This is a genomic window from Micromonospora sp. NBC_01392, assembly GCF_045040125.1.
Lineage (GTDB): Bacteria > Actinomycetota > Actinomycetes > Mycobacteriales > Micromonosporaceae > Micromonospora.
Map to the genome: position 1 here is coordinate 6,132,352 of NZ_CP109549.1, position 18,274 is coordinate 6,150,625.

The 18,274-nt window shown below is 73.3% G+C and carries 16 protein-coding genes; 2 read left to right on the plus strand and 14 right to left on the minus strand.

From position 1 onward, the window contains the following. Positions 1-3 precede the first annotated feature (3 nt). The 7 genes from atpA to OG767_RS26655 form a co-directional block, all read right to left on the minus strand. Positions 4-1,656, minus strand: coding sequence for a F0F1 ATP synthase subunit alpha (atpA, locus tag OG767_RS26625; RefSeq protein WP_405090989.1), 1,653 nt, complete (start codon positions 1,654-1,656; stop codon positions 4-6). Positions 1,657-1,741: 85 nt separating this feature from the next. After that, positions 1,742-2,563 (minus strand): F0F1 ATP synthase subunit delta, encoded by an 822-nt coding sequence (locus OG767_RS26630; RefSeq protein ID WP_405090990.1) that lies wholly within the window; start codon positions 2,561-2,563, stop codon positions 1,742-1,744. After that, the gene (locus tag OG767_RS26635; protein ID WP_107156993.1) at positions 2,563-3,102 is read right to left on the minus strand and encodes a F0F1 ATP synthase subunit B; all 540 of its coding nucleotides are present in this window, start codon (positions 3,100-3,102) and stop codon (positions 2,563-2,565) included. The genes OG767_RS26630 and OG767_RS26635 overlap by 1 nt, the downstream gene beginning before the upstream one ends. 28 nt (positions 3,103-3,130) lie before the next feature. Beyond that, a complete protein-coding gene (locus tag OG767_RS26640; protein ID WP_091422600.1) occupies positions 3,131-3,358 on the minus strand; it encodes an ATP synthase F0 subunit C in 228 nt (75 codons plus the stop codon). 70 nt (positions 3,359-3,428) lie between these two features. Then, on the minus strand, positions 3,429-4,226 hold the full coding sequence (atpB, locus tag OG767_RS26645; protein WP_281937609.1) for a F0F1 ATP synthase subunit A: 798 nt from the start codon (positions 4,224-4,226) through the stop codon (positions 3,429-3,431). A gap of 11 nt (positions 4,227-4,237) precedes the next feature. Then, positions 4,238-4,474, minus strand: coding sequence for an AtpZ/AtpI family protein (locus tag OG767_RS26650; protein WP_107157102.1), 237 nt, complete (start codon positions 4,472-4,474; stop codon positions 4,238-4,240). A 174-nt stretch (positions 4,475-4,648) separates the two neighbouring features. Further along, positions 4,649-5,080: a hypothetical protein gene (locus OG767_RS26655; protein WP_405090991.1), complete on the minus strand. Its 432-nt coding sequence runs from the start codon at positions 5,078-5,080 to the stop codon at positions 4,649-4,651. 87 nt (positions 5,081-5,167) lie between these two features. Here OG767_RS26655 and OG767_RS26660 point away from each other — a divergent pair, with 87 nt between their 5' ends. Then, entirely contained in the window at positions 5,168-6,634 is a 1,467-nt protein-coding gene (locus OG767_RS26660) for an SDR family oxidoreductase (protein WP_405090992.1), read from the plus strand. Between the two features lie 140 nt (positions 6,635-6,774). Here the strand turns inward: OG767_RS26660 and OG767_RS26665 are convergent, their stop codons facing one another. The 4 genes from OG767_RS26665 to prmC form a co-directional block, all read right to left on the minus strand. Continuing rightward, positions 6,775-8,886, minus strand: coding sequence for a transglycosylase domain-containing protein (locus tag OG767_RS26665; protein ID WP_405090993.1), 2,112 nt, complete (start codon positions 8,884-8,886; stop codon positions 6,775-6,777). Positions 8,887-8,998: 112 nt separating this feature from the next. After that, positions 8,999-9,610 (minus strand): phosphotyrosine protein phosphatase, encoded by a 612-nt coding sequence (locus OG767_RS26670; protein WP_405090994.1) that lies wholly within the window; start codon positions 9,608-9,610, stop codon positions 8,999-9,001. Beyond that, positions 9,611-10,255, minus strand: coding sequence for an L-threonylcarbamoyladenylate synthase (locus OG767_RS26675; RefSeq protein WP_405090995.1), 645 nt, complete (start codon positions 10,253-10,255; stop codon positions 9,611-9,613). Continuing rightward, positions 10,255-11,202 (minus strand): peptide chain release factor N(5)-glutamine methyltransferase, encoded by a 948-nt coding sequence (gene prmC / locus OG767_RS26680; protein ID WP_405090996.1) that lies wholly within the window; start codon positions 11,200-11,202, stop codon positions 10,255-10,257. The genes OG767_RS26675 and prmC overlap by 1 nt, the downstream gene beginning before the upstream one ends. 73 nt (positions 11,203-11,275) lie before the next feature. Between prmC and OG767_RS26685 the strand changes: the two genes are divergently transcribed. Beyond that, positions 11,276-12,829, plus strand: coding sequence for a GGDEF domain-containing protein (locus OG767_RS26685; RefSeq protein WP_405090997.1), 1,554 nt, complete (start codon positions 11,276-11,278; stop codon positions 12,827-12,829). 78 nt (positions 12,830-12,907) lie between these two features. Here the strand turns inward: OG767_RS26685 and prfA are convergent, their stop codons facing one another. The 3 genes from prfA to OG767_RS26700 all read right to left on the minus strand — a co-directional run bounded on the left by prfA (position 12,908) and on the right by OG767_RS26700 (position 18,201). Next, positions 12,908-13,996: a peptide chain release factor 1 gene (gene prfA / locus OG767_RS26690; RefSeq protein WP_405090998.1), complete on the minus strand. Its 1,089-nt coding sequence runs from the start codon at positions 13,994-13,996 to the stop codon at positions 12,908-12,910. Positions 13,997-14,085: 89 nt separating this feature from the next. After that, positions 14,086-14,310 carry a 50S ribosomal protein L31 gene (gene rpmE, locus OG767_RS26695; RefSeq protein WP_073828674.1) on the minus strand — a complete coding sequence of 75 codons (225 nt, stop codon included), beginning with the start codon at positions 14,308-14,310 and terminating at the stop codon, positions 14,086-14,088. Between the two features lie 351 nt (positions 14,311-14,661). Further along, on the minus strand, positions 14,662-18,201 hold the full coding sequence (locus OG767_RS26700) for a phosphodiester glycosidase family protein (protein WP_405090999.1): 3,540 nt from the start codon (positions 18,199-18,201) through the stop codon (positions 14,662-14,664). Between the last annotated feature and the right edge of the window lie 73 nt (positions 18,202-18,274).

Sequence of the window (18,274 nt, forward strand, 5' to 3'; positions counted from 1 at the left end):
GGATCAGCTCTCGGCGGGGCGGTCGGTGGTGCCGTCGCGGAAGCGGGTCACCGTCTCGCGGGTCTGCTCACCCTCCAGCGGCTCGGCCGGGGCCTCGTTGACGCGGACCTCGTCCTCCTTGCCCAGGAAGACCTGCTTGAACTCGGCGATGGCCGAGTCCAGCGAGGCGATGATGTCGTCGCCCCACTTGTTGTCCGCGATCGAGGCCAGCACGCCCTCGTGCTTGTGCCGGAGGTACTGGAGGAACTCCGACTCGAAGCGGCGGACCTCGCCGACCGGGACGTCGTCCAGCTTGCCCTCGGTGCCGGCCCAGACGGAGACGACCTGCTCGTTGACCGGGTACGGCGAGTAGTTCGGCTGCTTGAGCAGCTCGACCAGGCGGGAACCACGGGCGAGCTGGTTCTGCGAGGCGCGGTCCAGGTCGGAGGCGAAGGCGGCGAACGCCTCCAGCTCACGGAACTGGGCCAGGTTGAGCCGCAGCGAGCCGGCGACCTTCTTCATCGGCTTCACCTGCGCGGCGCCGCCGACCCGGGAGACCGAGGTGCCGACGTTGATGGCCGGCCGGACACCCTGGTTGAACAGGTCGGTCTCGAGGAAGATCTGACCGTCGGTGATCGAGATGACGTTGGTCGGGATGAACGCCGAGATGTCGTTCGCCTTGGTCTCGATGATCGGCAGGCCGGTCATCGAGCCGCCGCCCAGCTCGTCGGAGAGCTTCGCGCAGCGCTCCAGCAGGCGGGAGTGCAGGTAGAAGACGTCACCCGGGTACGCCTCACGGCCCGGCGGGCGGCGCAGCAGCAGCGACACGGCCCGGTACGCCTCGGCCTGCTTGCTCAGGTCGTCGAAGACGATCAGGACGTGCTTGCCGCCGTACATCCAGTGCTGCCCGATGGACGAGCCGGTGTAGGGCGCGAGGTACTTGAAGCCGGCCGGGTCGGAGGCCGGGGAGGCGACGATGGTGGTGTACTCCATCGCGCCCGCCGCCTCCAGCGTCCCCTTGATGGAGGCGATGGTGGAGGCCTTCTGGCCGATCGCGACGTAGATGCAGCGGACCTGCTTCGTCGGGTCGCCGGAGCGCCAGTTGTCCCGCTGGTTCAGGATGGCGTCCAGCGCGACGGTGGTCTTGCCGGTCTTCCGGTCGCCGATGATCAGCTGACGCTGGCCGCGGCCGACCGGGGTCATCGCGTCGATGGCCTTGATGCCGGTCTGCAACGGCTCGAAGACGGACTGCCGGGCCATCACGTTCGGGGCCTGGAGCTCCAACTCGCGGAAGCCCTCGTTGGCGATGTCGCCGATGGCGTCGATCGGCTCGCCGAGCGCGTTGACCACGCGGCCGAGGAACGCGTCACCGACCGGCACGGAGAGCACCCGGCCGGTGCGCTTGACGCGCTGACCCTCTTCGATCCCGCCGAAGTCGCCGAGGACGACGACACCGATCTCGCGCACGTCGAGGTTCAGCGCCACGCCGAGCGTGCCGTCCTCGAACTCCAGGAGCTCGTTGGTCATGGTCGAGGGCAGACCCTCGACGTGGGCGATGCCGTCGCCGGCGTCGGCGACGGTGCCGACCTCCTCACGGGAGACGTCGGCCGTGTAGGAGGAGACGTAGCGCTCCAGGGCGCCGCGGATCTCCTCCGTCGAGATGGTCAGCTCGGCCATCCTCTGCTTCCTTAAAGTTCAGGGGCCCGGGATACCAGGTACCGACCGGTCCGATGGCGTCGAAATCAGGGCTGCAAGACGCTGGTCAGCGCTTCGCGAGCGCGTTGCGGGTCTCGTTGAGGCGGCGCAGGACGGTGCCGTCGTACAGGTCGGAGCCGACCCGTACGCGCACCCCGCCGAGCACGTCGGGGTCGACCGTCTGCTTGACGGACACCTCCCGACCGTACATGCCGGAGAGGCGGGCACCGAGGCGTCGCTCCTCCTCCTCGGTCAGCGGGGCCGCCACGGTCACGTACGCGACCTGACGGTCCCGCCGGTCCGCGGCCAGCTCGACCAGCCGGGTGAGCGCGCCGCCGAAGGAGCGACCCCCGAAGCCCGCGAGCGCGGCCTCGACGAGGCGGACGGTGACCGGCCGGGCCTTGCCGTCGAGCAGTTGGCCGGCGAGGCCGGACCGCCGCTCGGCCGGGGCCATCGGGTCGGAGAGCGCGTTGGACAGCTCGGCGGAGCCGGAGACGACCTGCCCGAAGCGGAACAGCTCGTCCTCGACCTCACCCAGCTCGCCGGCCGAGTCGGCGCTCGCCAGGAGCGCCTCCACGCCCAGCCGCTCGACGCCGTCGAGCAGTTCCGACGGGGTCGACCAGCGACCGGCGACCAGCGCGGTGAGCAGGTCGAGCGCCTCCGCGCCGACCTTGCCGCTGAGGATCCCGGTCAGCAGGGCCGTGCGGTCCGCACCGGAGCGGGCCGGGTCGGAGAGCGCCCGGCGCAGCCGCGGCTCGCGCCGCAGCAGGGCGGCGACGGAGAGGATGTCGTCGGCGGTGGAGGCCACCGCCGACGGCTCCGCGCCGCGGACGTACGCGTCGAGGCGCTCGACCCCGGCGGCGTACGACTCCCGGCTGGCGGCCTGCATCAGCGGGCCCCCGTGCTCTCGAGACCGCTCAGGAACCGGTCGACGGTGCCCTTGCGACGCGCCTCGTCGGCCAGCGACTCACCGACGATCTTGCTGGCCAGGTCCACCGCGATGGTGCCCATCTCGGTGCGCAGCTCGCGCACGATGGTGGCCCGCTCGGCCTGGAGCTGCTCCTTGCCGGCGGCGATGACCCGGTCGGACTCCTCGCGCGCCTTGGCGAGGATGTCCTGACGGATGCCCTCGGCGTCGGCCCGGGCGTCGTCCCGGATCCGGGCGGCGTCGGTACGCGCCTCGGCGAGCTGGGCGCGGTACTGCTCGAGCAGCTGGTTCGCCTCGGCCTGGGCGGCCTCGGCGCGCTTGATGCCGCCCTCGATCGCGTCCACCCGGGCCTGGAACGTCTGCTCCATGCGCGGGAAGACGAACTTCATCAGCACGAAGCAGAGGACACCGAAGGCGACCAGCCCGACCACGATCTCCTGCCAGACAGGGATGATCGGGTTGTGGGTCGTCTCACCACCCTCAGCGGCGAGGAAGAACATGGAAAACCTCCCGGTCAGAGGGGTTGGGTCAGCCGGCCCAGATGAAGCCGAACGCGATGCCCAGCAGCGCCAGGGCCTCGATGACGGCGAAGCCGATCCAGACGTACGGAAGGGTCATCCGGGACGACTCCGGCTGGCGGGCGGTCGACTGGATGTAGGCCGAGAAGACCAGGCCCACGCCGATGCCCGGGCCGATGGCCGCGAGACCGTAGCCGATGGCGGCGGTGCTGCCCTCTACCGCGGCGTAGATGTCCATTGGTTGGTTCCTCCTGGTTATCACGCGTGACTCTCACGCGGGACGACAACGGTTGGTGCGAAAGATCGGATCAGTGCTCGTCGGCGAGCGCGCCCTGCACGTAGCTGGCGGTCAGCACCGTGAAGACGTACGCCTGCAGACAGATCACCAGGAACTCGAGGAAGGTCAGCGCGATCGTCATCACCCAGGACAGCACCGAGACCGGCGCGAGCCAGACGTTGGCGCTGAGCATGGCGAAGCCGCCGAGCGTGAAGACCAGCAGGAGCATGTGGCCGGCGAACATGTTCGCGAAGAGACGGACGGCGAGCGAGAACGGCCGGACGAGGAAGGTCGAGAAGAACTCGATCGGGATCAGCAGCGGCAGGATGTACCAGGGCGCCGGCGGGATCAGGGAGTTCTTGAAGTACTTCACGAAGCCGTGGTGCCGGATCCCGACGAAGTTGAACATCAGGTAGCTGATCACGGCGAGGATGGCCGGGAACGCGATGTGCGAGTTCGGCGAGATCTGGAAGAACGGCACGATCGCGAAGAAGTTCGTCAGCAGGATGAAGCAGAAGAGCGTGGTGAAGTACGGCGCGAACCGCACTCCCGCGTGCCCGATCATGTCCACCGCGATGTTGTTGCGGACGAAGCCGTAGATCGACTCGGCGAACCACTGCTTCTTGGTGGGGACGAGCTGCGGCTTCCGGTAGCTGACCAGGAAGAAAATGATCAAGATGCCGACGGCGACCCACACCATCGCCGTGATCTTGGTGAACCAGTACGAGTTCTCCGCACCCCAGGGCAGGATGCTGGGCAGGTAGAAGTCCCCCACGCTCGGTGGGAATTCCGCCTGGCCCTGAGCCAGGACGTTCGCCTGTCCGAACACCGCGTCCCTTCCTAAGTAGGCGTGCCCAGCCGGCGGACGACCAGGATGATGCCCCCGGCCATGCCGAGCACGACCCCGATGCCGGTGGCGACGCCGCCGGTATCGAGCCAACGGTCGACCAGCCAGCCGACGAAACCCCAGACGAGCATGCCCCCGATGAGGTATGAGAGCGCGGTCCAACCCTGACCGGCACCGGACGGAACGTCGCCCGAGCCGCCAGCGTTGGGGGGTTTCTGGTCACCGGCCATGACGGGGCGAACGATATCAGCAAGGCAGAAGAGGTTGTGCCTCACCCCCCGCACAACCTGGTTGTGTGGGACACGGGCGGGCGAAGTCGTCTGGAGGCACCGTACTCCTCCCCCGCCACTGAGAGAATGACCGATCGCAGACACTCCGGCGCGTCGTCCGAAGGATGGGACGCGTCAGCGCGCGGCCCGTCGCGCGTGGACGGTGGCGAGCCACCAGATGTGCACGCCGGTCCAGATCACCACACCCGCCGCGAGGCCCAGGCAGAACGGGATCAGCCCGGGCCAGCCGGTGGCGGCGACCAGCACCAGCACGCCGCCGAGCGCGGTCATCTTGGCCACGTAGAGGCCCAGCCCGAACGGCAGCACGAGCTGCGGGTCGCGGGCGTCGGCCCAGGCCAGCACCACGGTGGTGAGCGTGTAGCTGGCCGCCGTGACGGCCACCCCGCCGGCCGCGCCGAGCGCGCCGTCCGCGCCGCGCCACACCCCGCCGGCCACCGCCGCCACCGCGGCCAGCACGGCCACCGCGGCCAGCAGGACGGGCAGGTGGCGCAGTCGCCACCCACGGTCCGCGGCCGCCTCCGCCGCGCGCGTCCCCGACTCAGCCACGGGGGTACGCCGGGAACACCGTGGTCATCTGCCGCTCCCTCGCGTTCTCCACAGCGAAGGAGTCTACGGAGCCGCACACTGGAGCCCGTGAGATGCCTCGTCACCGGTGCCACCGGCTACATCGGCGGGCGCCTCGCGCCCCGCCTCCTGACCGAGGGGCACACCGTGCGCTGCCTGGCCCGCAAGGCCGGGCGGCTGCGCGACGTGCCCTGGGCCGCCGACGCGGAGATCGTCGAGGGCGACCTGCGCCGGCCGGAGACGTTGCCGGCCGCGTTCGAGGGCGTGGACGTCGCGTACTACCTGGTCCACTCGCTCGGCCAGCGTGGCTTCGAGGCGGCCGACCGGGAGGCGGCGACGAACTTCGCGGAGGCGGCGCGCGCCGCGGGCGTACGCCGGATCGTCTACCTCGGCGGGCCGGAGCCGGCGGAACGGGACGGCCTGCCCTCGGCGCACCTGCGCTCCCGGGCGGAGGTGGCCCACATCCTGCTCGACAGCGGCGTGCCGACCGCGGTGCTGCGGGCCGCGGTGATCATCGGCTCCGGTTCGGCCTCGTTCGAGATGCTGCGCTACCTGACCGAGCGGCTGCCGGCGATGATCACCCCCCGCTGGGTACGCAACCGGATCCAGCCGATCGCGGTCCGGGACGTGCTGCGCTACCTGGCCGGCTGCGCGCACCTGCCGCCCGAAGTGAACCGTGGCTTCGACATCGCCGGTCCGGACGTGCTGACGTTCGCGCAGATGATGCAGCGCTACGCCCGGGTGGCCGGGCTGCGACCCCGGATCATCCTGCCGGTGCGCCCGCTCACCCCCGGGCTCTCCTCGCACTGGGTCGGTCTGATCACCCCGGTGCCGAACGCGATCGCCCGGCCGCTGGTGGAGAGCCTGATCCACGAGGCGGTGGCGCACGAGCACGACATCGCCCGGTACGTGCCCGACCCGCCCGACGGGCTGACCGGCTTCGACCAGGCGGTCGATCTGGCGCTGGCCAAGGTGCGCGACGCGGAGGTGGAGACGCGCTGGTCGACCGCGAGCGGGCCGGATGCGCCGGCCGAGCCGCTGCCCTCGGACCCGGACTGGTCCGGCGGCACCGCCTACACCGACCTGCGGGAACAGGAGGTGGGCGCCCCACCGGCGGCGCTGTGGCGGGTCATCGAGGGTGTCGGCGGCGAGCACGGCTGGTACTCGTTCCCGCTGGCCTGGTCGGTGCGCGGCTGGCTGGACCGGCTGGTCGGCGGCGTGGGGCTGCGCCGCGGCCGGCGCGACCCGCACCGGCTCCAGGTCGGCGAGGCGCTGGACTTCTGGCGGGTGGAGGAGATCGTGCCGGGCGAGCTGCTGCGGCTGCGCGCCGAGATGCGGCTGCCCGGCCGGGCCTGGCTGGAGATGCGCGCCGAGCCGGCCGAGGGCGGCCACAGCCGGTACGTCCAGCGCGCCGTCTTCCTCCCGCACGGCCTGCCCGGCCACCTCTACTGGGCCTCGGTCGCCCCGTTCCACGCCGTCGTCTTCGGCGGCATGGCCCGCAACATCGCCCGCAACGCCGAACACCCCACCCCCTGACTCCCTCCCCACCCACCCCCCACCCCCACTCCCCCAGCGGCCGCTTTCACGGAAAGAGTGGCTGTTCCGGGCCGCTTGGCCACTCTTTCCGTGAAACAGCGCCCGACGGGGGTGGGGGGTGGAGGGCGAGGGGGACGGGGTCAGTTGCCGGTGCGGGGGCTTGTGTGGTGGAAGGCGACTGACTCGCCCGGGGGAACGAAGTCGCGGACGGGCTGGTCGCGTAGGGCCCAGGCGAGGATGCGGCCGACGGCGGCGATCTGCCGCTTCTGCACGCCGCCGCCGACCGCGTCGCGCGGGTCGTCCGGGTTCGCGGCGATGGTGGCCACCGCGAGTTGCGGGGTGAACGCGACCACGGTCTCCGTGGCGTTCCGCTCCGAACTGCCGGTCTTGCCGGCCAACGGGCGGCGCAGACCCGGGGCCAGTTCCTCGGCCGTGCCGCCGGCACACCTGCGGTACATCGACTGGTCGCCCACCGGGCAGCGGCTGGCGTCGGCCGCCGCGCGGGCCACCTCGGTGTCCAGCACCTGCCGGCAGTCGGCGTCCCCGGCGGCCACCCGCCGGCCGGTCGCGTCCGTGATGGAGACGACCGGGGTGGGCCGGCACCAGGTCCCCTCGGCGGCCACCGTGGCGTACGCGTTGGCCAGGTCGAGCGGCGTGGTGGCGGAGACGCCGAGGGTGAACGGTCCCCAGTTCGCCGCCCCGTCCCGGGCCATCTTCGCATCCTGCGGCGCGCGGAACACGATGCCCAGCCGCTGGGCCATCTCGACCACCCGGTCCGCGCCGACCCGCTCGGTCAGCCAGGCGAAGTAGGTGTTCACCGAGCGGCCGAACGCGTCCCACATGTCGCGGTCGCCGTCCATCCAGTACGTGTTGGCGTTCGCCGGGCACCACCGGCCGCCGCAACTGGCCGGGCCGCCGGAGACCGGGTACTTCGTGACGTACACCCGGGGGGCGTCGAACTCGGTGTCCAGCGGCAGTCCGGCCTCCAGCGCGGCCAGCAGCGCGAACAGCTTGAACGTGGAGCCGGCCTGGTAGCCGGTGATGTCGCCGCCCCCGGCCACGAGCTGGTTGACCGTGTTCGGGTAGTTCTGCTGCCCGGCCGGGTTGTCGCCCACGCCGTAGCCGCGGTTGACCGCCATGGCCAGCACCCGTCCGGTGCCGGGCTGCACCACCGCGGTCGGCGCGGCCCGCGCGATCGTCTCCGGGTAGACCGTCCGTACCTGCTCGCTCGCCTTGGCCTGCACGTCCGGGTCGAGCGAGGAGACGATCGACCAGCCGCCCCGGCGCAGCGTGCGCTGCCGTTCGTCGACGGTCTTGCCGAACGCCGGCTGGGCGTTCCACCACTGGGTGAACCAGTCGCAGAAGAAACCCCAGTCGTTGTGGCCGGCGGGCACCGCGGCGCAGTCGTTCGGGGTGGCGCTGGGCTTGAGGGCCAGTTCGGTGTCCTTGGCCGCGGTCGCCTCCGCCGCGTTCACCCGACCGGTCTCCACCATCCGGTCCAGCACGTACGCCCGGCGGTCCAGCGCCGCCGCGGCGTCGCCGTTGATCGGGTCGTCGTGGTCCGGCGCCCGCACCAGCCCGGCGAGCAGCGCGGCCTGGGCGAGCGTGAGCCGGTCCGGCGTGGTGGAGAAGTAGCGCTTGCTGGCGGCGGCGATGCCGTACGCCCCGGCGCCGAAGTACGCGATGTTCAGGTAGCGCCCGAGGATCTCGTCCTTGCCGACCTGGCGTTCCAGCGTCAGCGCGTACCGCATCTCGCGGATCTTGCGGCCGGCCGTGATCTCGGTGGCGGCGGTCCGCTGCGCCTCGGTCAGCCGGGGGTCACCGGCCAGCGCGTTGCGCACGTACTGCATGGTCAGCGTGGAGGCGCCCTGCCGGGTGCCCTCGGTGCGGTTGGCCGTCAACGCCCGCAGCACGCCCCGCACGTCGACGCCGTGGTGCTCGTAGAAGCGCACGTCCTCGGCGGCCACGATGGCGTCCCGCATCACCGGCGCCACCTCGCCGACCGGCACGTCCACCCGGTCCTCGACGTAGAACGAGGTGATCAGCGTGCGGCCGTCGTTGGCGTACAGGTTGGCGCGTTGCGCCGGCTGCGGCGCCCGGAGCGCCTCCGGCAGCTCGGTGTACGGCATCAGGTTCTTCACGCCCAGCCCGAAGACCAGCGCGGCCGGCAGCGCGGCGGCGGCCAGGGCCAGTCCGGCGAGCACGCCGGCGAGCAGCACGGTGAACAGCTTGTCGAGATGGGCGCGGTTCATCAGCTCTCCCCGCAGGAGCCGGCCGTACGGACCCGTCAAGAATGACCGGATTTGCCGTTTTTGCCGGCACCTTCGACAAAATGCGCAGGAAGTTCGCGAGAAAGGATGAACCTCAGGGCAGCAACGCGGCGGCCAGCGGCTGGACCGTCTCCTCGATCTCGTCGGCCACCCGGCTGAAACACTGGTCGCCCCGGCCCCACGGGTCGTCCAGGTCGTCGGTGGGCAACGCCGGGTCGCCCCGGCGGGCCGCGTCCGCGGCGGCCACCAGCGCCATCCCCCGGGCGTGCACCGCCTCCGGCGTCGGCCCGGCGGGCGGCAGGGCGGACCGGTCCAGCCCACCCAGCAGCCGACCGAACTCGCCCAGCACGAACGTGCGCCCGGCGGCGTCCGGTCGCAGCGCCACCACGTACTCCTGCTGGTCGGCGGTGGCGGTGAGCACCAGGTCGGCGGCGTCGATCAGATCCGAGCGCAACCGCCGCGCGGCGAACCCGGCCACGTCACCACCGCGCGCGGTCACCTGCCGCGCCGCCGGCGGGTTCATCTCCTCGCCGGCGTGCCAGCCGCCGGTGCCGGCGCTGTGGCTGTGCACCAGCGCGTCCGAGCCGGCCGGGTCGACGTCGAGCCGGGCCAGCCGCTCCCGCACGGCGAGCAGCAGCAGCCGCTCGGCCATCGGCGACCGGCAGATGTTGCCCATGCAGACGTGCAGGACGGTGAAGGGCGGCACTCAGACCCCCCGCTCGTCGAGGAGCTCCGGCGCCACCTCGCGCAGCTTCGCCACCGACACCGCGCCCTGGCGCAGCACCCGCGGCACCTCGCCGGTCAGGTCGACGATGGTGCTCGGCACCGGGTCCACCGCCGGCCCGGCCTCCAGGTATGCCCGGACGCCGTACCCGAGCTGGTCGCGGGCCTCCTCGGCGGTCAGCGCGGCGGGCTGGCCGACCTTGTTGGCCGAGGCGACCGCCATCGGACCGGTCTCCCGCAGCACCTCCAAGGCGACCGGGTGCAGCGGCATCCGCACCGCCACCGTGCCGCTGGTGTCGCCGAGGTCCCAGGCCAGGCTCGGCGAGTGCTCCACCACGATCGTCAACGCGCCCGGCCAGAACGCCTCGACCAGGTCGCGGGCCACCTGGGGCAGCGAGAAGACCAGGCCGTCGAGGGTGTGCCGGGAGCCGATCAGCACCGGCGGCGCCTGCCGGGCGCCACCCTTGGTGTCCGCCAGGGCCTTCACCGCGTACGGCGTGAACGCGTCCGCCCCGATGCCGTAGACCGTGTCGGTCGGCAGGACGACGAGTTCCCCGTTCTTGACGGCCTCGATGGCAGCGGCGATGCCGCGGTCCCGGTCGGCGGGCGACCGACAGTCGTAGAGCATCACGAGGAGTCAGTCTGCCACGCCGCGCCGGGGTCGGCGTGTCGGCCGTCCGCGCGCCGGGACGCGGTCGCCCAGCGGGGCCGCCCGGCCAGGTCCCGGTGCTCCGCCACGTGCTCGTACCGGCCGTCGCCGGCGAGCAGGGCCGGCACCGCCGTGGCGTGCGTGTCGTCGTGCTCGACGCCGATCACCCCGCCCGGACGCAGCAGCGCCGCGGCGCGGGCCACCACCGGCCGGATCACGTCCAGCCCGTCCGCGCCGCCGAACACCGCCTCGTCCGGGTCGTGGCCGGCCACCTCCGGCGGCACGGTCACCGCGCGCGGCACGTAAGGCGGGTTGCACAGCAGCACGTCGACGCGGCCGGCCAGCTCCGCCAGCAGCCCCGGGTCGGTGACGTCGGCGACCACCACCTCGACCGGCCGGTCCCCCGCGTCGGCCCGCCCGGCCGCGTTGCGCCGCAGCCAGGCCAGCGCGGCCGGGGAGCGTTCCACCGCCACCACCCGGGCCGCCGGCACCTCCTGGGCGACCGCGAGCGCGATCGCGCCGGAGCCGCTGCACAGGTCGACCACGAGCGGCGCGGCGAGCCGCCGGGCCACCTCGACCCCCCAGCCGGCGAGCAGTTCGGTCTCCGGCCGGGGCACGAACACCCCCGGCCCGACCGCCAGCTCCAGGTGCCGGAAACCGGCCGCGCCGGTGAGGTGCTGCAACGGCTCCCGGGCCACCCGCCGGTCGAGCAGCGCGGCCAGGCGGTCACGTTGGACCGCGGTGAACCCGTCGGCCAGCGCCAGCCGGCCGCGCGGCACCCCCAGCACGTACGCGGCCAACTGCTCGGCCTCCGCCCGGGGCGCCGCCACGCCGGCGGCGGCCAGCGCCCGGGCCGTCCGGGCGATCACCGCCGAGACGCGTTCGCGTTCTGTCCCTTCGGACGGGTGTCGCGGGAGTGTGCTCACGCAATAATCATGAAGCGTCGCGGGTCACCATACGAGCGGGGGCGTCCGGGCGCACACGGCAGGGAGGTCGCGAGTGGGCTGGCTCGACCAGGTCGAGGACCAGGTTGACGCCCTCCGACATGCCCGGGCGTTGCAGGAGGTGAGCCGTTCCGCCGAGGCGTGCGTGCTGCTCGAACGCGTGATCCGCACCACCGACGACCCGTACGCCCGCGCCGACGCGCTCGTGCAACGCCTGTCCGCGCTGATCAATCTCGGTCGGACCGCCGAGTTCACCCGGGCCGTCGAGGACGCCTCGGCCGCCGTGCGTGACCTGGCCGAGCCCTACCTGCACGGGCACCTCAACGCGCTGGCCGCGCTCGCCGCCCACCACCAGGGTGCGCTCGACCGGTGCGTGATGCACCTGGTCCGGGCCGCCCGCGCGCTCGGCGCCGACGACACGCCGGACCGGGACACCGCCTGGGGCTGGCACGACCTGGCGATGGCGTACTCGTACCTCAGCTTCCACGGCCACGCGCTCGGCGCGATCGAACGCGCGCGCGAGGTCGGACTGGGCGCGGGCATCCCGGAGGAGACGTTCGCCGCGCCGGGGATCCGGCTGCGCAACGCGGTGGCCCTGGACCACAACGGCGACAGCGACGGCTGCCTGCGGGTGCTGCGCGACGTGGCCGGCGACCTGGCCCGGTTCCTGCGCGGCGGGCGGGCCGCCAACCTGCGGCCCAGCAGCCTCGCCGCGTACGGGTACGCCGCCGCCCGCCGGGCCGCGCTCGGCGACCGGGTGGAGTCCGCCGGGGACGCCGACCCGAACCGCCTGCTCGGCCACGGCGGGGACAGCGCCCGCGCCCGCGACCTGCGCCAGCTCGGCCAGGTCTGCCTGGCGGTCGCCGCCGGCCGGCCGATCGAGGGGGTCACCCGGCTGGACGCGATCCGGGTCTCCGACGAGACGCTCGGCGCCGCCGAACAGCCCCGGCTGCGCAGCATCGCGCTGGCCCGGGCCGGCGACCACGCCGGCGCGCACCGGGCGGACCGGCACGCGTTCCGGCTGGCCGCCCGACGCAGCGACCGCCTGCGGGACGTCTACATCGACGGCATCGCCGCCCGGATCGACCACGAGGAGATGCGCCGCGAGGCCGCCCGGTACGAGGGCGAGGCGCTCACCGACCCGCTCACCGGCCTGCCCAACCGCCGCCGGCTGGAGCGCTACCTCGGCGCGGTGGTGTCCCGGGGCGAACGGGTGGTGATCGGCGTGTGCGACCTCGACGGGTTCAAGGCGGTCAACACCCGGCACGGGCACCACTCCGGCGACCTGGTGCTGCAACGGGTCGCCGGCGTGATCAACCGGGTGATGCGGCGGGGCGACTTCGTGGCCCGCTACGGCGGCGACGAGTTCGTCGTGGTGCTCCCGGACACCGGCATGCCGGAGGCGGTCGAGGTGGCCCGGCGGATCGAGGCGGCCGTGCGCACCGAGGACTGGGACACCCTGGTCCCGGGCACCCCGGTCGGGGTGACAATCGGGTTCGCGGAGGTCGACGGCAGCACCACGATCAGCGTCCGGGAGGCGCTGGGCGCCGCGTTCGAGCTGGCCGACCGGGAGATGCTGCGCGCGAAAGACCGCCTCCGCGCCAGCTGAGGGGGTAAGGCCGGGCCCCCTGTTAACGCCTCCGGTATAGGTGGGCGCCCCGGTTGACGCGTTGGCGGTGGCGGTCGGTCAGCGGCGGGACAGCTCGGTCTCGCCGGCCAGCCGGGCCGCGCGGTCCGCCTCGGTCAGCGCGTCGAGCACCCCGTCCAGTTCGCCGGCCAGCGCCAGGTCGAGGTTGTACGCGGTGTAGCCGATCCGGTGGTCGGTGATCCGGTTCTGCGGGAAGTTGTAGGTGCGGATCCGCTCCGACCGGTCCACGGTACGGACCTGCGCCTTGCGGGCGTCCGAGGCGGCGGCGTCGGCCTGCTCCTGGGCCGCGGCGAGCAGCCGGGCGCGCAGGATCCGCATCGCCTGCTCGCGGTTCTGGAGCTGCGACTTCTCGTTCTGGCAGGACACCACGATGCCGGTCGGGACGTGGGTGATCCGGACCGCCGAGTCGGTGGTGTTGACCGACTGGCCGCCGGGCCCGGACGAGCGGAACACGTCGATCCGCAGCTCGTTCGCGTCGATGGTGACGTCCACGTCCTCCGCCTCGGGCAGCACCAGCACGCCGGCCGCGCTGGTGTGGATCCGGCCCTGCGACTCGGTCACCGGGACGCGCTGCACCCGGTGCACGCCACCCTCCCACTTGAGCCGGGACCAGACGCCGTTGCCGCCCTCGGGCACGCCCTTGGTCTTGATCGCCAGCGAGACGTCCTTCACGCCGCCGAGGTCGGAGTCCTGGGCGTCGATCACCTCGGTGGTCCAGCCCCGGCGCTCGGCGTACCTGGTGTACATCCGCAGCAGGTCACCGGCGAACAACGCCGACTCCTCACCGCCCTCGCCGGCCTTGATCTCGACGATCACGTCCTTCGCGTCGTGCGGGTCGCGCGGGATGAGCAGTTCGGCGAGCCGTTCCTCGAGCGCCGGCAGGGTGGCCGCGATGGTGTCCGCCTCGGCGGCGAACGCCGGGTCCTCGGCGGCCAGCTCGCGCGCGGCGACCAGGTCGGCACGGGCCTGCTCCAGCTCGCCGGCCGCCTTGTGCAGCGGCACCAGCTCGGCGTACCGCCGGCCGACCCGCCGGGCGGTGCCCTGGTAGGCGTGGATGGCCGGGTCGGCCAGCCGCTTCTCCAGTTCGGCGTACTCGTCGAGGAGGGCGGCCAGGCGCTCACTGCTCATGCTGCGGATGCTCCTTCAGAAGACGCCGGGCGGAAACGGACGAACGCCCGTGTCCGGCACGGGGCCGGACACGGGCGTCGTCGACGGAGCTACTTGGCCTTCTTGGCCTGAACCTTGGCGTACTTCTGCTGGAACTTCGCGACCCGACCGGCGGTGTCCAGCACGCGCTGCTTACCGGTGTAGAACGGGTGGCAGGCGCTGCAGGTCTCGACGCTGATGGCGCCGCCCTTGGCGGTGCTGCGGGTCGTGAACGTGTTGCCGCAGGAGCAGCGGACCTCGGTGGTCGCGTACTCCGGGTGGATGTTGGGCTTCATGTCGCCTCGGTCCTTTCGTGGGTGGTCGCCGGGTCGCCGTCGGTGTGCCCCGTCGTGGTGACGGGCTCGGGCGTGAACCGGAACCGGTGGCCGATTGACCAGTGTGCCATGGGCGTCGGCCGGCCGGCACAGCAGGTCCGGCAGCAGTAACGCCCGGCCACCCCTCGGCATTCCCACCCCCCGCCCCACCACTCCCCCACCCCGCCGCCCACTCCGCCGCCCACCCCAGTCGATCATGAGGTTGACCGGGATTTCTGTCCGTTTTGTCGCCGTCAACTTCATGATCGACGAGACGGGAAACCGCGGGCCGGCGGGGGCTCCTCCCCCAGGACGAGGAGCCCCCGCCGGGCCTCATGCGGCGGGGCGCGCCTGCGCCGCCGCGGTGGTGGTCACCGTGGCCTCGGCGCGGACGCCGTTGACGGTGACCGTGAGCAGGATCCGTGCGCCGGCACGCAGCGCGGTGAGCTGACCGGTCGACGGGTCGAACCGGGCCACGTGCCACGGGCGTACCCCGGTCGCGTCGCCGACGTGCAGGTTGGGCGAGCCCGCCCAGTCGGCGCTCACCGGCGGCCCCACCGGCACCTGCCGGCCGCCGGGCTGGGTGAGCGTGGCGACGACGGCGGCGGGGGCGCCGAGGCGCACCTGGGCCGGCGCGTCCAGCGCGAGCCGGTCGACGTGGGCGTGCGTCTCCGCGGCCACCCACTCCGGCCCCTCGGCGAGCGGGTCGCGGCGGGCCCGCTCCGCCTCCCGAGCGGTGACCGGGTCCACCCCGAATTCGGTCCAGCCGGTGAAACCGCCCAGCCCGGCCGGGGTGGACGGGTCCTTGCCCGCGTTCCCGTTGATCACGTACGGGACACCGTCCACCCGGTCGGCGTGGAACGTGCCGACGTGCCCGTTGACCATCAACGCGCCCTTGCCGGTGCGGTGCTGGAAGTCGGCCAGCCACTGCTCGACGAGCGCGGCCTCCTTCCGGTCCCCCAGTTGGCTGGCCTTGACCGGGCTCGGGTCGCGCGGCGGGTGGTGGAACAGCACCGCCACCGAGCCGACGGCGCGATCGGCAGCCGCCTCGTCAAGCGTCCGGCGCAGCAGCTCCACCTGGTCGAAGCCGCCCCCGCGCAGCGAGCCGCTGGCCGTGCTCAGGGTGAGGAACCGGGTGCCCCGGTGGTCGAAGACACGCGTGGTGTCCCCGAACACGCTGCGGAAGTTGTCGATCGGGGCGCCCATGATCTCGTGGTTGCCCGGCACGTAGTGGTAGGGCACCTCGCCGCCCAGCTCCTCGTCCAGGATCCGCTTGGCCAGCGCGAAGTCCGCCGGGTACGCGGTGTCCACGAAGTCGCCGTCGATGATCAGGAAGTCCGGCCGGGCGGCGCGGACCTCGCGCAGCGTACGGCGGGCCTGTGCGACCAGCTCGCTGTCCGGGTCGGCGGCGACGAACTGGGCGTCGGAGAGCACCGCGAAGCGCCAGGGCGCGCCGTCGACCGTGCCGTCGCGCAGCACCACCCGGTCGGTGCGGTTCGGCTCCGCGGGCGCCTGCACGTCCGGCGGCACCCGGGCCACCAGGTCGTCGATCACCACCTCGCTGTGGTACTGCTTCGCCGGGTCGGTCTCGGCCACGTAGAACCGGCGCACCCGCACCGGGTACTGCACGCCGGGCGGCACCGCGAACTCGACGTACTTCCAGCCGGTCCAGTCCAGGTACGGGCCGCGCAGCACGAACTGGGTGTCCTGCGCGTCGTGCAGGTGCAGGCTCGGCCACTCGCCGGCGCCGTTCGCCTTGATCCACATGCCGAACGCCTGCGGCTGGCCGGGCACGTCGATCCAGGCCGGCGGGTCGGCGTACGCGGCCCGGGTGCCGGTGGACTGGCTGAAGTCGTACGACATCTTCAGGCCGGCGCCGGTGTGCCCGTCCGCCGGGGCGACCGCGCCGGCGGCCCGGGCCTGGCTGAACCGCCAGGACGCGGCGTCGTCGAAGCCGGCCACCGGCACATCGGTCAGTCCGACCGTCACCGGCAGCACCGTGCGGTGCCCGCCGACGCGGGCGGTGACCAGCGCCGAGCCGGACCCGCCGAGCGCCGTCACGGACAGGTTGCCGTCGGCGGTGGGGGTGACGGAGAGCAGGTCGTGGTCGTACTCCAGCTTCAGGTCAGCCGGCTCGATCGGCGCGGTGTTGCCCTCGGCGTCGTAGCCGACCACGCCGAACAGGCCGGTGTCACCGGCCCCGTCGAGGCCGACCCGGTCGACGGTGGCGTCGATCCGCGCCAGTGGGCCGAGCACGGTCAGGTCGAGCGTGCCCCGGGCCCGCCCGCGCGCGGCGGTGACGGTGCTCCGGCCGGGGCTGCCGGCCCGGAAGATGCCGTCGCCGTCCACCCGGCCGTGGGTGGCGCGCCAGCGCGGCTCGCCGGCCGCCGGCCCGTACGTCTCGTCGTGACCGGCGGCGGTGAGCCGGCGGGTGAGGCCCGGGAAGACCCGGTCCGGCCGGCCGCCGCGGACCGGGGCGACGCCCGGCGCGGCGGTCGGGTCGCTCGCGGTCTCCAGCCAGTACCCGGTGAGCCGGCCGCTGCCCTTCGGCGCGTAGACGGCCAGCCCGTTCGGCACCGGCCGCTCGCTGCCGTCGGACGGGCTGTTCTCCACCTGGACCGCCGCCGCGCCGGGCTCCCGGGCCAGCAGCGTGGAGGAACCGCCGCCGTCGAGGTTGAGCGCGTTCGCGGCGCCCAGCTCGACCATCATCCGGCCCATCTCGGTCTGGGTGACGCCACGGCTGTCCACCTGCCGGCCGTCCACCGTCAGCATGATCATCCGACGCCCGTCGGCGGAGAACCCGACCGACGTACGCGGAGCCAGCGACTGGTCGGCGATGCTCTGCACCACGCCGTCCCGGACCAGCACGTTCCCGCCGCCCACCGCGGCGCGCAGGTCGCCGCCGTCGGAGGCGCGCGGACGCCAGGACAGGTCCACCGCGTCGCCAGCACGCAGCCCGGCGAGCGCGTCCGCCCCGGCCTCCCGGCCGAGCAGCACCGTGCTGCCGGCCGGGATCGGTCCCTCCCCCGCCGTGGTGGCGACCGTGGCCACCCGCCCGCCGGTCACCGTCACCTCGACCACCCGCGCCGCGCCGTCCACCGCGCGCTGCCGGGGGTACGCGCCCCAGAGCGGCGTGAACACGCCCACGCCGTCGCGCTGCACCATGTTGTTGAACTGGGTCAGCGGCACCGGGCCGGCGGGCAGCGCGGCGGTGCCCTCGAAGCCGACCTCGACCACCCGGCCGAGGCCGCCGGCGCTGATGCCGACCGCGTTGGGGTGCCCGGCGACCGGCGACTGCACCAGTTCACCGGAACGGATGCCGACGCCCTGGGCGGCACCGGAGTTGTTGATGTCGAAGAAGTCGCCGTTCACGGCCGCCACCGCGCGGGACCGGTCCACCGCCGCCCGCAGCGGCTCGTCCCGGGTGACCGCGCCGGAGTTGACGTAGTCCACGGTCAGCCCGCCGGACAGGTCGGCGGTGAGCGCGTCGGCCCGCAGCCAACCGGCGGCGTCGTACCTGTCGAAGGAGGTCAGGTCGAGACCGGGCGCGACCGGCCGGGTGGTCTTCGCGGTCTCCAGGCCACCGGCGGGTTCCACCGCGGCCAGCGTGACCGCCGACTCGGGTCGGGAGGAGGCCGCCGGCGCGTCCTCGGCCGCTGTGCCCGTGGGGGTCGCCGTGCCCGGGGCCGCCGTGGTCGACGGGGTGGCCTTGGTCGACGGGGTGGCCTTGGTCGACGGGGTGGCCTTGGTCGACGGGGTGGCCTTGGTCAACGGGGTGGCCGCCGCGGCCGAGGGCATCGGCGCGGTGAGGGTGAGCAGCGGCGTCAGCAGCAGGACGCCGGCGGTACGGATGGATCGACTGCGCAATCGCATGGACGACAGTCAACCCGACCCTGAACAGAAGTTTCAATACCTCGCGGCTGAACCGTAGAAAAACTTCAGCAGG

Coding starts and splice junctions, on each gene's coding strand:
- OG767_RS26640 (WP_091422600.1), bottom strand. CDS start 3,358: ATGGACATCTACGCCGCGGTAGAGGGCAGCACCGCCGCCATCGGCTAC.
- OG767_RS26675 (WP_405090995.1), bottom strand. CDS start 10,255: ATGCTCTACGACTGTCGGTCGCCCGCCGACCGGGACCGCGGCATCGCC.
- OG767_RS26635 (WP_107156993.1), bottom strand. CDS start 3,102: ATGTTCTTCCTCGCCGCTGAGGGTGGTGAGACGACCCACAACCCGATC.
- OG767_RS26665 (WP_405090993.1), bottom strand. CDS start 8,886: ATGAACCGCGCCCATCTCGACAAGCTGTTCACCGTGCTGCTCGCCGGC.
- prfA (WP_405090998.1), bottom strand. CDS start 13,996: ATGAGCAGTGAGCGCCTGGCCGCCCTCCTCGACGAGTACGCCGAACTG.
- atpA (WP_405090989.1), bottom strand. CDS start 1,656: ATGGCCGAGCTGACCATCTCGACGGAGGAGATCCGCGGCGCCCTGGAG.
- OG767_RS26650 (WP_107157102.1), bottom strand. CDS start 4,474: ATGGCCGGTGACCAGAAACCCCCCAACGCTGGCGGCTCGGGCGACGTT.
- rpmE (WP_073828674.1), bottom strand. CDS start 14,310: ATGAAGCCCAACATCCACCCGGAGTACGCGACCACCGAGGTCCGCTGC.
- OG767_RS26630 (WP_405090990.1), bottom strand. CDS start 2,563: ATGCAGGCCGCCAGCCGGGAGTCGTACGCCGCCGGGGTCGAGCGCCTC.
- OG767_RS26700 (WP_405090999.1), bottom strand. CDS start 18,201: ATGCGATTGCGCAGTCGATCCATCCGTACCGCCGGCGTCCTGCTGCTG.